The sequence below is a fragment of the Blastococcus sp. SYSU DS0541 genome (assembly GCF_054050875.1).
Genome location: NZ_JBJHAD010000003.1, coordinates 204,369 through 218,433, shown reverse-complemented (window position 1 = coordinate 218,433; position 14,065 = coordinate 204,369). Strand labels below are relative to the sequence as shown.

Here is a 14,065-nt window from a genome sequence, read left to right as displayed (position 1 = left end):
CACGCTCCGTGGATTCGAACGTATGTCCAAGATCCCCCGGGTGCATGTTGCAGGGCCGCGCGGCCACAGGCAACCCCGCAGCGAACCGATCCGGTGCGGTAGCGCGCACACGCAGCACGGCGCGCGACAGCACCGGGCGGTCGGAGGGGAAGGCGGTCACCGCTGCCCCCGCCGGGACTCGGAGAGAAACCACTCCAGCTCGCCCGCGAGCGTGTTCCCGATGGCGTCCGCTACGGCCTTGGCCGGCGTGGCGTTCGGGTCAGAGGCGAGCGCTTCTTCGTAGCTGGGCAGGAGCAGGTTGCCCAGCGACATGAACCGCGGTTCGCGCAGTCGCCAGCCGTGCGGGCGGCGGTCAGGGTCCTGACCAGTCGGGTTGTTAGCCATGTCGGAGACCGTTCGAACGCCCGCAGACGGTCGCTGTCGTTCGGCACAGACGGGATCGGTCTGCTTACGCGGACAGTTTCGGTGCGGAGCCACGGACGACGCGCATGCCGTGTGACGGTCGCTGCGTGCCGCCGCGCGAACGCTCCCCGATCTCCTACGTGATCTCGGGCAGCTGGGACGACGGCACTGCGGTCTTCGACACCGGTGACGCCGTCTTCGATGAGGCGCTGCAGCGGTACAACCGCACCGCGAAGACGATCCGCGAGCGCAGGAAAGCCCTCGACTGGTCGTTCGAGACCGTCGGGCGACGGGCCGGGAAGATGCGCCGCCAGACCGTCAGTGAGCTGGAGAGCGGGCAGAGCTGGCCGGACGCGGTGACAGTGCATCGCATCGCGATCGCCCTGGGGTTCGACAGTGAGGTACGAGACGACCCGCAGGCGCGCCCGTACCCGCGCCCGGCCGCAGAAGGCTGATCCGACTCTCGGGCGGTGTGCCCGCCTGGCCTCCGTTCAGCCGCACTACGTGCCCCAGTACTGGGACGGCCGCGACTGGGCTGGCCCGCCCACCCAGCCCTAGGACACTGCCGGTCCGTCTCGGCTGGAGGGTCAGTCCCACCACAGGCCGACCACCGCTGCGCGGGCCGGCAGCGGCCGGGCGAGCAGGTCGGTCCCAGGCCCGCGCCACGTCGGCCACCCGGCGGTCCACGAGGTCCAGATCTCGGCCGTGGCTGCGGCGAGCGCGCCGTGCAGGTCTCCGGCCGCAGGCCAGTCGGCGGCGACCCGCGCAGCCAGCTCAGGTGCGACGGCCGCGTCGACCTGGATGCCGTCGAAGGTCACCAGCCCGCGGCCGGCGGTCAGGGCTCCGACCAGCCGCCCGCCCAGCAGCGTGGCGTACTCGACCAGCCAGGTCATCGGCGGCCGGACGCCGTTGAGCCGGGCGGCAGGCAGGTCGCCCGGCAGGAGCTCGAGGGCTCGGGCGGCGGTGGGTGGCGGCACGTCCAGCAGCCGGCCCGCATCCGGGAGGTCGGGGTCGAGGTGGGCGCTCAGCAGCTCGGCCAGCGCGTCGGCGGCCGGCGCGCTCACCGGCGACCTACCCGGTACACGGTGTGCACCGGGTCAGTGTGCCGCGCGCCGCCGTAGATCGTCGATCCCCGCCGCGGCGCACCCACAGGCCGACGTCCCTGCGGAACACAAGACGATGTCGACGGCGTCGGTACCGTCCGCCGGGCAGCAGACAACCGAGGAAGGGAAGCGCAAGTGGCAGCGGCTGACGGGGACCGATCGCGGACGAGTACGCCCATCGAGCCCGGAGAACTCGGCCGGCTCCGCGACGACGGCCTGGCCGCCGCCGGCGAGTACACCGCGCTCGCCGCTGTCGCTGCCCGCCAGGGCGGCGACCGTGCACTGCAGCTGCTCGCAGAGCATGGCGACGACGCGGCGGCCTTCACCTGGTGGTGGACGCTGGCGGCCCAGAGCCCTGAGCGGTTCGCCAGCGCGAAGCAGCTGGCATCCCAGCTGGCAGTGCCGGAGAGCCTCACTGACGCGGTCACCGACCATGTCCTCGAGGAGATGACGCAGCGCGACCGCCAGCTCATCTCGGCTGCCACTGCGAGCCGCGCGGAGATCCTCCGGCGCCTCGACGACACCGCGCCCTGGGTGGTGTCCCTGGCGCACGACGTGGTGCGGGATCCGGCGGACCGGTTCCCGGAGGTGCTCAATGCTGCTCTCGACATCCTGGGCGCGTCAGAGCGCCCGGAGGATCGCGCGGCGGTCTTCGACCTCGCGAACCAGCAGCCCTACTCGAAGCGCGGCGCGGTCCTCGCCCGGCTCCGCGACCCGATCGAGGCCGAGGAGGCGCGCCGGATCGTCGCATCCCTCGCAGAGATGCAGCGGCGCGGCGGCGGCGACCGCACCGACTGGGAGCCCGTCGCGCGGCTGCTCGGCCGACTCCCGGTGAAGACCACGACGGAGTTCCTCACCGGGCCGTTCGGCGGGACAGGACGTCGGACGCTGCTCGAGGCGGGGCTGATCTCCAAGCTCGGCGCCGCGGGGCTGCGGGAAGTGCTGACGGCACTCGATCAGCCGGCCGTTGCCGAAGAGCTGCTGCACCGCGCGGCAGCCGACCTCCGGCTGGAGGACGTGGCCGCCTTCTCGGTATGGGCCCACGCGCGCTACACCGCGGCAGCGTGCGCCGGCTTCCGGCGGCGGCTCGCCGAAGGCCTGCAGGGTCACTTCTCGCGCCGTGAGGAGCGCCGCCGCGAAGCCCTCGACGGGCTGTGGGCCAGCGCGCTCGCTGGTCACGACGCCGACGCCGTCGCCGACGAGCTCATCGACGCCGTCGACCCAGCCGAGCTGGCTGCCCGCGCTGCTGACGTGAGGACGAAGGGTGCCGCACGCCAGCTCGGCGCCGCCGCAGCCAAGATGCTCGCCATCGACCCCCGCACCGCCGATGCTGCGCGCACCGCCCAACTCGTCGATGCCGCCGCGGGCGCGGCCCGCGCGCTGAGGTCCAACTTGGTCGCTGACTTCTTCGCAGGGCTGATGCGGACCGCCGTCGGCACGACGGCGAGCCAGCAGCTGCGCGCCGCACTTCTGGACGCGGTGCTCGAGCACCCAGCCGCCATCACCGCGTTCGCCGCTGAAGGTGGGTTGGCCGCCCTCACCGCTCACGCAGCGCGCACCCCCAATGAGGCCGCAGCGGTGCTGCTCGCGGCGCGGGAGGATCTCTCCGCTCAGGCGGCCAACACCCTGCTCGGGGCTCAGCCCGCCCGGCAGGAGCGGCGGCGCCCGCTGGACCCGCCCGCGGAGGAGTCGCCGGCGGGCGTGGACTGGACGACGGCCGACACGGAGACGTACCTGCGGATCCTCGAGGTGGTAAGCGCGTGGCCCGAGGTCGTGTTCGGCGTCCTCTCGCGGGCGCTGGCCGCACTCGACGAACCCGAGGCACGGCACCCCAACGCCGTGGTCCTGCGAGCGGTCCTCGAGCACGCGGCGGCTCACGACCTCGCCGACCAGCTGGGCGAGGACACCACCGACCACATCCGCCGACTTCTCACCAAGCAGCGTGACATCGACGTGCTCCGCGCCGCCTGCCAGTGGATCCGCCGGCTGGACCTGGACGCCGACGGCGCCGACCTCGACCGGGCGCAGCTGGTCCTCACCGCCGACAGCAGCCGCGGTGGCCGTCAGCCCGACCTCCGCGCTCTGCGCGGCGAGCTCGCAACGCGGCACGCGCAGCTGGCACAGAACCTGGCGCTCGACAGCGAGCGGCGGATCGCGCACCTGCGCACGGCAGTCGACCTCGACGCTGCCAAGGCCCGCGAAGCCGCTGTGCCCCTGGCGGGGTCTTCGGCGACCGGGATCCGCCTGGCGGCCGCCCGCGTCCTCGCCGAGACCCAGGGCTCCCCGGACGAGCATCAGACCCTGGTCAACCTCGCCGCGATGGAGGACCACGCCGAGGTCGCCGAGCTGTTGGACGCGGCGCTGCACCGGCTCACCTCCGGCGACACCGGCGAGGCACTCCGCAATCTGGCCGAGCTGCTCGACCTGTCGACCACCGGCCTCGACCCGAACGTACTCATCCCGGACGAACAGCACCGCGACCGGTTCTCGGAATGGGTGGACAAGGCGCGGGCCCGCTCAGCCAACCGCCACGACCCGGGGGCCTTCATCGAGGCAGCCATCAACGTCGCCGACCAGATGGTCGACCTCGCCCTCATCGCTCGTCACGATGCCGGGCAGCGCGTCGTGCTCAAGGCGGACCAGGTGGACGCGCTGCGCGCCAACGCGGCGAACCGCCTGGATGTCGGCGCACTGGTGACCCAGCAGCAGAGCGTTCAGCAGTTCACCTGGTTCACGGCTGTGGCAGCGCTGCGCAGGAAGCGTGCCGCCCACCCGTCCCCCATCGGCACCACCACCCCGCCTCGCTTCATGCCCGACGACCTGGTCGCCGCCAAGGTGCTGCTCCGCGACATCACGGCGGGCTGGATCAAGGACATGCACGACAGCGCACAGCGAGGCGCGGCTGAACCTGCCTAGCCAGCGGCCGTCCGGTGTGCGCCGCCATGGCACGCTGCGCACCGTGAGCGACAACGTCTTCGAGCCCGACACCCTGCAGGCGATCGGAGAGCTGCTGGCCGCCGGCGAGCAGCACGGCATCGGCGTGACCTTCGAGCCGGACGCCGAGGGTTGGCACGTCGGGTACCTCGTCAGCAGGGGTGGGGGCGGCCTCGTCGCCGGGTACGACCTCGGGGACACGGCGCGCGCAGCCTTGCGCCCCCTGGAGGAGTTGGCCGCTCAGCGTACGCAGGCACGCCGGGATCGCGGCTGACGGTTCCAATCGGTGCGATCGGGTGCGGCTCATGACAGATCGGCGGTCGAGTCAGGCGTCCCGGAGTCCGCCCCGGCTGAGTGTCGAGCTGGACCACCGCTCACGCCACCGGGGTGGTTGGTCCGCAACCTCATTGCACCGGGGCCGCCCCTCCGGCACAATGAATAGCTCAGGAGGTGCTATTCATCATGACTTCCCCGGTGCTCATCAACCAGGAAGCGCTCGGCAACCGGCTGCGGGAGGTCCGCGAAGCGGCGGGCGTCTCGCAGGAGGAGGCGTGCGAGGTGATCGACGTGTCGCAGCCGACGTACTCGCGCATCGAGACCGGTAGTCGGCCCCTCAAGGGCCACGAGCTGATCTTGCTGGCCGACCGCTTCGGGGTGCGCGCGGGAGCCATCACGGGTGTGGCCGCGCTGCGCGACCGGGTGCGCTACGCCGCCCGAACGGACGGGTCCCAGCCGCAGATGGTGGCGATGCGGGAGAAGCTGCACGCCTACCTGGAGCTTGACGCCTACCTCACCGACCAGGGCATCGAGCAGACGTGAGCAACGAACAGATCGCCCGGGAGCGGGCGGAGGCGTTCCGGCTCAAGCACGACCTCGGGACGCGCCCCCTCGGCGACCTGTTCGAGCTCGCCCACACCGCTCTGGACTCTGACGCGCTGGCGATGGACGCCGGGGACGCCGAGCACGGACTGTCGATGCTGGACCCGGTCACCGATCGCGTCGTCATCGTCGTGGCCACCACCCGGCACCCGATGCGGCAGCGGTCGTCGCTGGCTCACGAGATGGGCCACGTGGTCGGCGGCGACCTGAATGCCGCCGACGCACCCGTGCCTGGTGCCCGCACGCCCGCGGAGATCCAGGCCGACGCGTTCGCCCGGCACCTGCTGCTGCCAGTCGCCGCGCTGCGCGACCGGTTCGGCACCGCGGCACGCAAGGCAGGTATCGGCGATGGCGATCTGGCCGCCGTCGTCCAGGAGTTCGAGGCCTCCCCGGCGATGGCGGCCATCCAGTTCAAGCAGGCGCGCCTGATCGACCCGGACACCTGCGCGGCATGGATGGCGCTGTCCGCTCCGTCTCTGGCCGCCCGCTACGGCTGGCTCAGCCAGTACCAGGCTCTGGCGCTGGGGTCGATGCGGCCGCGTGCGCCGCAGCAGCTGATGCGCCGCGCGGTCGAGGGCTACCACCAGGGCGCCGTCGGGATCGCTGAGGTCGCCGCCTGGTACGAGCAGGCGCCGGAGGAGTTGGCCGAGCAGCTCGGAGCGGCACGGCACACCCTGGACGACGTGGCCGGACCCGACGACGTCGACGACGACGACGCTCCGCTGTTCCCGCCTGGTTTCGCCAGTCGGGCGTCGTCGACCTCGTGAGCGTCCTGCTCGACGCCGGCCCGACCCTGAACTTCCTCGCGGTCGGTCAGCAGAACGTGCTGCTGCAGACCGCCGAGCACGGCGGCCTGCAGCTGACCGTGCCCGAGCGCGTGGACGCCGAGGTGGCCGGCAAGGGCAGCAGCGCCCGGTTCCGCCGCACGGGGGTCGTGCGCACCTGGGCTGCGCTTCGAAGTTCCGAGCGGGTGGTGGTCCTCTCCGACGACCTGACCACCGAGCCCTTCTCTACCGCCATCTCCCGCGTCAGCGGAATGCCCGCGGAGAAGCGCATCACCGACACCAGCAGCCTGGGCGAGATCTTGGTTCTGGCGCACGCCTCGGTGCTGGCACAGGCGGGCACCGACGTCTTCGTGCTGATCGACGAGCGCGACGGCCGCCGGCGAGCCGACCGCGAGCGGCGGTGGCTGTCGGCCAAAGGCGCGCCCGGTCAGCTGCACCTCTGGAGCACGAAGCAGGTGCTGAAGAACGCAGACCCGAGCTGGTTCGTCGGGGGTCACTCCTGGGCGAAGGTCTACAGCCAGATGCGTCCGTTCGACGACGGCCTGCTCCCACTCTGACGTCCAAGGTGGGCCGGCGGAGCGGGGAGCATCCGGAGGCGCGCCCTGCAATGCCGACCCTCTGGTCGACGACCACCGTGTCGCCCACGTGCTGCCGCCTGGACCCGTGTTCTCGCCGTCGGGTGAGCGCCACCTCTGCATAGGGCGCCCGCCGAAACCGGCGCGGACCAGCACGGCCGCACCAGGAATCACCGGAGCCCCCCCCCCGAATCACCAGTACGGCAACACGTGGGGGGAAATGTGGGACTCTGTCCGCACTGTGTGGTTTGATCTTGACGCTGCGTAAGGGCCGGCCGTGCCCTCGGCGTCGGAGGTGCACACGGTGGCCGCTCGCCGGTCTGTGCCTGCGCCCGCGTGCCCGGACGGGCACGCGGGCGCGCAGGTCCATGCTCACGAGGCCAGGCAGTCGAGGCGCGGAGCGACGCGCGTGTTCCGCTGCCGGTTCGAGCAGGGCGGCCAGGCCAGCGTCCACTACTTCACGGTGCTCACCCGGCCGAAGGCCGACGCGCGGCTGCTGATCGACCAGGTGGTGAGTGCGCCGGAGTGCCCCAGGCCGGGGCACGGCGGGCGCTACGTGTGGCCCCACGGCACCTACAAGACCGCCGCCGGCGAGCGGCAGCGATACCGCTGCGTGAGTCGGACCGACGACGGCGACGCCCACACCTTCTCCGCTCCGCTGCCGCGCGCGGCGGTGGAGGACGACACCTGCTGCCCGGACTGCGAGGTGCTCACCCCGAGGCACGCCGGCGAGGAAGCGGTCAGCCGGCGGCTGAACGTGCCGACGCCGGTGGTCGTGTCGGTGCTGCGCGATCTGGCCGACGGGCACGCCTACACGGCGGTGTCCAGGCGTGCGTTGGAGCAGATGAAGCGCCCGACCGGGCGGGTACGTACGGTCGGCGGCAAGACTCCCGAGGAGCTGCACGAGGCCGGCCAGTTCGGTCCGCGCCGGGAGCTGAAGGCGCACTGGCACCTCTCGGCCGACGTCCTCGAGCGGTTCGCGCCGTTCATCACCGAGCCGGCGCTCGCGGCGATGCAGGTGGAGGAGACGGCCTACCGGGCCGAGGGCCTGCCGGTGGTGTACTTCGCCGACGAAGTGGCGGTGAAGCGGGACTACGCCCGGTCGGCCACGCTGACGAACGCCCCGGTCGTGTGGACCGCGCTGGTGGTCACCCGGACCAGTTGGGAGCGAGACAAGGACCGCAAGGTCACCGGCCGGTCGAGCCGGCTGGTGCGGGTCCGGGCGCTGCCCAACGCGTCTACCGAGGCATGGCGGCTGGTCCTGGCCGAGCTCGACGCGCCGGACTTCCTCGTCGCCGACGGCGCGGCGGCGATCGAGAAGGCCGCGACCGCCGTGTGGGGCAAGAAGACCACGTTCGTGCCGTGCATGTTCCACGCGACCCGCAACATCGAGGGCAAGCTGACCCCGCCCCGCGGGCGGCTGGCCGACAAGGTGCGCGACCACATGTTCCGGCTCAGCCGCGACCTGATGCGCGACGGCGGCGCGAAGGCCGTCAGCACCTGGTTCGACGAGCTGGAGGACGCCGCGGCGGCCGCGGACCTGCCGGCCGACCTGGTGGCCGCCCAGCGCCGCCGCTACGAGCCGCTGCTGCGCCGCACCGCGCTGGTCGCGCAGCGGCACAACGACCCGGAGGTGCAGGTCAGCAACTCGGCGGTCGAGTCGCAGATCCGGTTGTGGGTCAAGCGGCTGACCACCCGCCGCGGCGCGATGTTCTCCAACCTGGCCCGGACCAACCTGCTCGGTGACCTCATCGTCGCCGCCGCCAACGGCGCGCTGCTCGACCAGCACGAGGTTGCCCGCACCCTGCGCGAGGCGTCCAAGCGCACCCGGGGCTGGGCGCCGCCGCCGCGCGCCCTGACCGAGCCCGCGGGCGTGCTCGGCCTGCGCGACGCGTTCTCCGTCACCGAGCTGCTCGAACGGCACTCCTCGTGAGCACCGCGCCGGAGAAGGGCGCGGCGTACCAGGAGCTGGTCGCCGGCCGCGAGTTCGTCGTTCTCGACATCGAGACCACGCACACGAAGGCCACCAAGACCGCCGAGGCCGCCTTCCACCCGATCTCGGTCGGGGCCGTGGTGCTGCTCAACGGCACCCGCCGGGAGACGTTCCACCGGCTGGCCAACCCCGGTGTGCCGGTGGACAAGGACAGCAGCGCCTACAACGGCATCCGCACCGCCGACCTCGCCGGCCACCCCGACGTCGCCACGGTGCTCGCCGAGTTGGACGCCTTCCTCGCCGGGCACCCGGACGCCGCGCTGGTCTGCCACAACGCCCTGTTCGATGTCGGCCACCTGGCCGCCGCCTACGCCCGCGCCGGGATGACCCCGTTCGACCGGCTCGTCTTCGACACCGAGTTCCTCGGCGTCCGGCTCAAGCTGCCCGGCGTCGCCAACTTCGCCAAGCTCACCGACCTTGCCACCCGGTACGGCATCAACACCACCCTCGCCGTGCCGCGCGCCCAGGCCCGGCTGCACAAGGCGCTCAAGGACGCGCAGGACACCGCCGAGGTGCTCGACTGTCTGCTGGCCGAGGCCGCGCTGCTGGACATCGCCAGCTGGGACGAGTTCTGCCGCGTCGCCAAGCCCAAGCGCAGCGGCGACATCGCCGCTACTGTCCGCCGCCGACGGCGGATGCGGGCTCCGCAGATCCCGGCCGGCCACGTCCGGGCCTGCCACGGCCGCACCCGGCTGCCGGCCCGCCCGACCGAGGCCGCGCTCGACGCCTGGACCGCGCAGATCGCCGCCTGCGTGCGGCTGCACTGCCCGACGATCGCGGACAAGGTGCTCTACGACGAGCGTCACGCGCCCCGGCTGCTCGACCGGCTCACCGCGCTGCTGGCCACCACGCGCGACCCCGGCGACGTGGGCACCCTGCTCCTGGGCCTGGAACCACTGCTGGAACGCCTCGACCGGCCGGCGGCGCGGGCCTGGTACAAGGTCAACCATCAGCAGATCTGCGACGCCAAACCGTGCGAGCCGCACGCCGCCTGCCCGGCCTGCGTCGCCGGACGCCCCTGCCCGCGGGACGTCATCTACCAGCTGCTCACCCGCCGCGCCCTCGACTACGGCACCACCGCGGCCGGCGTCCCGGTCAGCCTGCTGTCCAAGCAGGTGAAGAAGGACCTGTACTACGGCAAGAGCGCCCGCAAGATCGACACCTGGCCGGCGCAGGGCCTGTCCGACATGGCCGCGCACATGTTGTGGGTCGTCGTGCAGGAGGCCCGCGCCAAGCACCAGCACACCACCGTCAGCAAGCTGCTCGCCTCGGCGGTCGAGCGCGGCCTGCACCTGGCCGACCCGCACCTCGCGCTCGAAGTCGCCCGGCACTGGGCCCGCAGCCCCGACCGCGACGGCGACGTGGAGGAGCTCGTCACCGCCGTGCTGGCGAAGGCCACCAGCAACCCCGGCTACCTCGACCTCGAGGTGTGGTTCCACGGGTCGTTCCGCCGCGCCGCCGCAGCCCGCCAGGCCGCCGCGGGCCGGATCACCCGGCAGCGGAAGGCCGACCCGGTGCGCACACCGGCCGACATCGAACTGCGCCCGCCGCAGAGCACCCACACGTACCGCTACCAGCTGCACCGCTTACCGCCCGCCAGCTGACACAGCCGGTCCGCGACCGGACGCAGGCAAGCGAGTCGGTACGGCGGGACCGGGTCAGCGACCCGTGGCCTCGATGGTCACCTCGTGGTCCCCGAAGCGGGCCACCAAAGGCTTCGTCGGCGTGACCCCCGACGGCAGCTCCACCACCGTGACGTGCCCGCTCATGTCCGCAGAGCAGACGTCCCGGTCGGGGAACAGCGGTCCCAGGAGGATCTCGATCTCCTGCTCGGCGACCACCTCGGTACCAAGCGGTCCGCTGGGACAGCTGGAACTGCCGAAGGTGACCACCCCGAGGTACTGGCCGTCGTTGACCCAGGCGATCGAGGGCTGGAAGGCCGACTCGAGGGGCGACTGGCCACCCGAGTCGGGCGGAGGCGCCGGCGACGGCGTGTAGGTCAGCTCGAAGCCCTCCCCTGGGTCGGGCAGCGTGATTCGCGGCGCAGGGGACGGCGCGGGGAGCACCTCAACACGTGGTCCAGGCATCGGCGTGAGCACGAACTCCCGCGCTTCGGGCGTATCAGCTCCGAGGCCGAACTCCGCGACGTAGGGCGAACTGCCCGGCCCGCCGGCGCCGCAGGCGGCCAGCGCAGGCGTGGCGGCCAGCAGCGCCGCCATCGCCAGCAGGGGCCACACCGGCCGGGGTCCGTTCACAGCTCGCATCGTGCGGCCCTACCACCTCGGAGTCCAGCAGCTCCACCCGAAGCGTGACGCAAGGGAGACGTTGCTGCGCGCCAGCGGGCCGCTGATCGCCCCGTGCAGAACCGCGTGTCGCTGCCACAGCTGGCCGCCGCACACGGCCAGGCTCAGACCGCCCGGGCCGGCCGAGCGCAGCGGTCACCGAGGCCCGTCGAGGGACGCAGAGATGTCCCACATTTCCCCCCACGTGTTGCCGTACTGGCCGAATCATCCCGCCCCGTCAGGACGCGGACCTACGGTGCGCCGGTGAGCGGGGACGCAGACTCGTAGCGCTGGTGCGTGCGCCCGTCCAGACGCCCCGGCTAACGTCACGCCGTGCCCGGTCCTGCAGCGCATGGTCGTGGGCAGTGGCCGCACATGACCTTCATCGACGTCAAGGACACCGGGCTGCGTGCGGCGTGCGTGCTGGTGCAGGACGTACTTGTCGCCCTCGCCTAACAGCTCGCCGCCGGCGACCCGGTCGGCGACGGCCTGCAGGCGGTGGAGCTCAGTCCCGGTCCGGGTCGGTGGCTTCGTCCGCACTCCACCGGCGCAGCAGCTGCTCCAGGTCGCCGGGGTCAAGGGGCTTGGTGAGGTGGGCGTCGAATCCGGACTCCAGGGCCCGGGACTTGTCCCTGTCGCGGCCGAATCCGGAGATGGCGACGAACCGCGTCCGGCGGTGTTGTGTGGTACCGCGCAGCCGGCGAGCGACCTCGTAGCCGTCGACGTCCTCGCCGAGGGCGATGTCGCAGAGGACGACGTCGAAGGCATTCTGGGCCTGGGCGAGCCCGTCGCGGGCGGTGAAGGCGGCGGTGACTTCGTGGCCGCGGAGGGTCAACGCCGTTTGGTAGGCGCGGGCGAGGTCCTCGTTGTCGTCGATGATCAGGATGCGCAGCGGCGTCGGCGGCGCGGACGGTGTCGATTCCGCGGGAGGCCCCTGGCTGCCGGTTGAGGCCGGTTCCCTTGCCGGTTCCGTAGCCGGCGCGGCGTCGGGCAGCTCGACGCGGAGCGGCAGCCGCATGGTGAACGTGGCGCCGGTGCCGGGGCCGTTGCTGTGCGCGGTGACCGTGCCGTCGTGCAGCTGGGTGATGCCGCGGACGACGGCCAGCCCCAGACCCAGGCCGCTGGGTGCCTGCCTCCGGGGATCCGGCTCGCGGTGGAAGGGTTCGAACAACCGCTCGGCGACGGCGGGGTCGAACCCGGGCCCGTCGTCGTGCACCTGTAGCTCGGCGTTGCCGTCGTCGGCAGTGAGCCGGACGCCGACCGCGGCGTCGGCCGGGGTGTACTTGCAGGCGTTGTCGATCAGGTTGGTCACGGCCTGGCCCAGGCGGACCGCGTCGCCGTCGACTGGCACGGGCGTCTCTGGTAGCACCAGGTCGATGGTGCGGGCCCGCCCTCCGTGTGCGGATCCGACGTCGGCCACGACCTGCTCCACCAGCGTCCGCAGGTCCAGGGGGTGACGCTGCACGGTGAGCCGTCCGGCGATTCCGCGGGCGGCGTCGAGCAGGTCGTCGGTCATGCGGGTCAGGGCCGCGGTCTGGCGGTCGAGCACCGCCAGGACCGGGTTCCCGGCGATGTCGAGGGCGAGGACGTCGAGGGCGGCTCGGACGGCGGCGAGCGGGTTGCGCAGCTCGTGCGAGAGCGTGGCGATGAACCGGTCTTTCTCCTGGTGCTGGGCCTGCAGCTGCGCGGTGGTGGTCTCCAGCCGGGCGATGACCTCCCGCAGGTTGCGGTCGGCCTCCTGGATCTCGCCGGCGCGGTTGAACAGGTCGACCTCCAGATCCTCCAGACGAGTCTGCAGCGCTTCCTCGCCCCGCTCCTGCTCGACCTGCCGCAGCTGCCGTTCCCGGATGAAGTCCGTGACGTCCTCCACCCGGTGCAGCAGCAGCACTACGCGGCCGTGCTCATCGAGCACCGGGACGTTGACCGGGCTCCAGTACCGCTCCACGAACTCGCCCGTCGACTGGTCGAGGATGTCGTAGGGCTGCACCGCCATCGTGTGCGGTTCCCCCGTGGACAGCACCCGCTCCAGCGAGGCCCGCAGGTGGCGCACCCCACTGGCTCGCGGGTTCTCCGGGTTGTCGGGGAATGCCTCGAACAGATGGCGCCCGACCAGGTCGGCTCGACGCGTCCCGGTGACCCGCTCCCGCGCTCGGTTCATCCCGACGATCACCAGCTCCGGCGTGAGAACCAGGAATGGGGCCGGCAGCGCGTCGAACACCGCCGTGTAGTCGACCTCGTCGGGAGTCATGGTGCGCCTCATGGGTCCAGTCGGTACCCCACGCCGCGCACGGTCACGATCCGCGGGCTGGCGGCGCCGGCGTGGGTCAGCTTCTGCCGGATCCGGTAGACGTGCTCGGACACGGTGGCGTCGGCCCGCCCGGCGGCGGAGCCCCACACCTGCTCGAGCAGTTGGGCGGTGGAGTGGACCTGCCGCGGGGACAGGGCGAGCAGGGTGAGCAGGTCGTACTCCAGGGGCCTGAGCGCCAAGGGGGTGCCGTGCACGCTCACCTCGTGCGCGGACGTGTCGATGACGAGCTCGCCCACCGGTACGAGCGGGCCGGCGGACGGGGGGGCGGAGCGGCGCAGCACCGCTCGGATGCGCGCGGCCAGTTCGGGCAGGGAGAACGGCTTGACGATGTAGTCGTCGGCGCCGAGCTCGAGGCCGAGCAGCCGGTCGCCCTCCAGCCCGCGGCCGCTCAGGACGACGACGGGCACCGGGTGGTCGTCCTGGCGCAGGGTGCGGAGCAGTTCCAGGCCGTTGCCGTCGGGCAGCCCGAGGTCGAGGACCACCAGGTCGACCGGGCGCTCCCGCAGCTGCGCCGCCCCGGTCCGCGTGTCGCCGGCGGTGAGCACCTCGAAGCCGCTCCGGGTGAGGTAGTTGCCGGCCATCGCGACCAAGTCCACCTCGTCGTCGATCAGCAGGACGACCGGGCGCGGGAGCGGCCGGTGCGACGTCCCTTCGACGGCCGGATCCTTGACCCCCCGTTGATCCGGAAGTCGGGTCTCAACCATGTCTCGAACCTACCAAGGGAACTACTGTCGGCGAATGTGGCGCAGGGCACACCGTCGCGTGGCGGCGGGACGTCACCACCTGGACCTAGCCTCAACATTG

14 protein-coding genes are annotated in these 14,065 nt (G+C 72.3%); 9 read left to right on the top strand and 5 right to left on the bottom strand.

Features of this window, described 5'->3' with window-relative positions; translation table 11 throughout:
- Positions 1-156: 156 nt before the first annotated feature.
- Positions 157-384, bottom strand: a complete 228-nt coding sequence (locus ACI794_RS05465) for a hypothetical protein (RefSeq protein ID WP_456579459.1) — start codon at positions 382-384, stop codon at positions 157-159.
- A gap of 125 nt (positions 385-509) precedes the next feature.
- Here ACI794_RS05465 and ACI794_RS05460 point away from each other — a divergent pair, with 125 nt between their 5' ends.
- Entirely contained in the window at positions 510-857 is a 348-nt protein-coding gene (locus ACI794_RS05460) for a helix-turn-helix domain-containing protein (RefSeq protein ID WP_456579458.1), read from the top strand.
- 132 nt (positions 858-989) lie between these two features.
- Here ACI794_RS05460 and ACI794_RS05455 read toward each other — a convergent pair whose 3' ends face one another.
- Positions 990-1,466, bottom strand: coding sequence for a hypothetical protein (locus ACI794_RS05455; protein WP_456579457.1), 477 nt, complete (start codon positions 1,464-1,466; stop codon positions 990-992).
- Between the two features lie 174 nt (positions 1,467-1,640).
- Between ACI794_RS05455 and ACI794_RS05450 the strand changes: the two genes are divergently transcribed.
- The 7 genes from ACI794_RS05450 (at position 1,641) to ACI794_RS05420 (ending at position 10,275) form a co-directional block, all read left to right on the top strand.
- Complete coding sequence (locus ACI794_RS05450) at positions 1,641-4,421, top strand: hypothetical protein (protein WP_456601046.1); 2,781 nt, start codon at positions 1,641-1,643, stop codon at positions 4,419-4,421.
- 43 nt (positions 4,422-4,464) lie between these two features.
- On the top strand, positions 4,465-4,713 hold the full coding sequence (locus ACI794_RS05445; RefSeq protein WP_456579455.1) for a hypothetical protein: 249 nt from the start codon (positions 4,465-4,467) through the stop codon (positions 4,711-4,713).
- A 188-nt stretch (positions 4,714-4,901) separates the two neighbouring features.
- Entirely contained in the window at positions 4,902-5,258 is a 357-nt protein-coding gene (locus ACI794_RS05440) for a helix-turn-helix domain-containing protein (RefSeq protein WP_456579454.1), read from the top strand.
- Positions 5,255-6,085 (top strand): ImmA/IrrE family metallo-endopeptidase, encoded by an 831-nt coding sequence (locus ACI794_RS05435; protein ID WP_456579453.1) that lies wholly within the window; start codon positions 5,255-5,257, stop codon positions 6,083-6,085. Before ACI794_RS05440 ends, ACI794_RS05435 begins: the two co-directional genes overlap by 4 nt.
- Positions 6,082-6,660, top strand: a complete 579-nt coding sequence (locus ACI794_RS05430) for a hypothetical protein (RefSeq protein WP_456579452.1) — start codon at positions 6,082-6,084, stop codon at positions 6,658-6,660. The genes ACI794_RS05435 and ACI794_RS05430 overlap by 4 nt, the downstream gene beginning before the upstream one ends.
- Before the next feature lie 427 nt (positions 6,661-7,087).
- On the top strand, positions 7,088-8,611 hold the full coding sequence (locus ACI794_RS05425) for a hypothetical protein (protein ID WP_456615813.1): 1,524 nt from the start codon (positions 7,088-7,090) through the stop codon (positions 8,609-8,611).
- A complete protein-coding gene (locus ACI794_RS05420; protein WP_456615812.1) occupies positions 8,608-10,275 on the top strand; it encodes a 3'-5' exonuclease in 1,668 nt (555 codons plus the stop codon). Before ACI794_RS05425 ends, ACI794_RS05420 begins: the two co-directional genes overlap by 4 nt.
- Before the next feature lie 54 nt (positions 10,276-10,329).
- On the opposite strand, the gene ACI794_RS05415 is transcribed toward ACI794_RS05420, so the two are convergent.
- On the bottom strand, positions 10,330-10,926 hold the full coding sequence (locus tag ACI794_RS05415) for a hypothetical protein (RefSeq protein WP_456615811.1): 597 nt from the start codon (positions 10,924-10,926) through the stop codon (positions 10,330-10,332).
- 360 nt (positions 10,927-11,286) lie between these two features.
- Between ACI794_RS05415 and ACI794_RS05410 the strand changes: the two genes are divergently transcribed.
- A complete protein-coding gene (locus tag ACI794_RS05410) occupies positions 11,287-11,409 on the top strand; it encodes a hypothetical protein (RefSeq protein WP_456579451.1) in 123 nt (40 codons plus the stop codon).
- Between the two features lie 49 nt (positions 11,410-11,458).
- Here the strand turns inward: ACI794_RS05410 and ACI794_RS05405 are convergent, their stop codons facing one another.
- Positions 11,459-13,213 carry an ATP-binding protein gene (locus ACI794_RS05405; protein ID WP_456601045.1) on the bottom strand — a complete coding sequence of 585 codons (1,755 nt, stop codon included), beginning with the start codon at positions 13,211-13,213 and terminating at the stop codon, positions 11,459-11,461.
- Entirely contained in the window at positions 13,210-13,965 is a 756-nt protein-coding gene (locus ACI794_RS05400; protein ID WP_456579449.1) for a response regulator transcription factor, read from the bottom strand. Before ACI794_RS05400 ends, ACI794_RS05405 begins: the two co-directional genes overlap by 4 nt.
- Between the last annotated feature and the right edge of the window lie 100 nt (positions 13,966-14,065).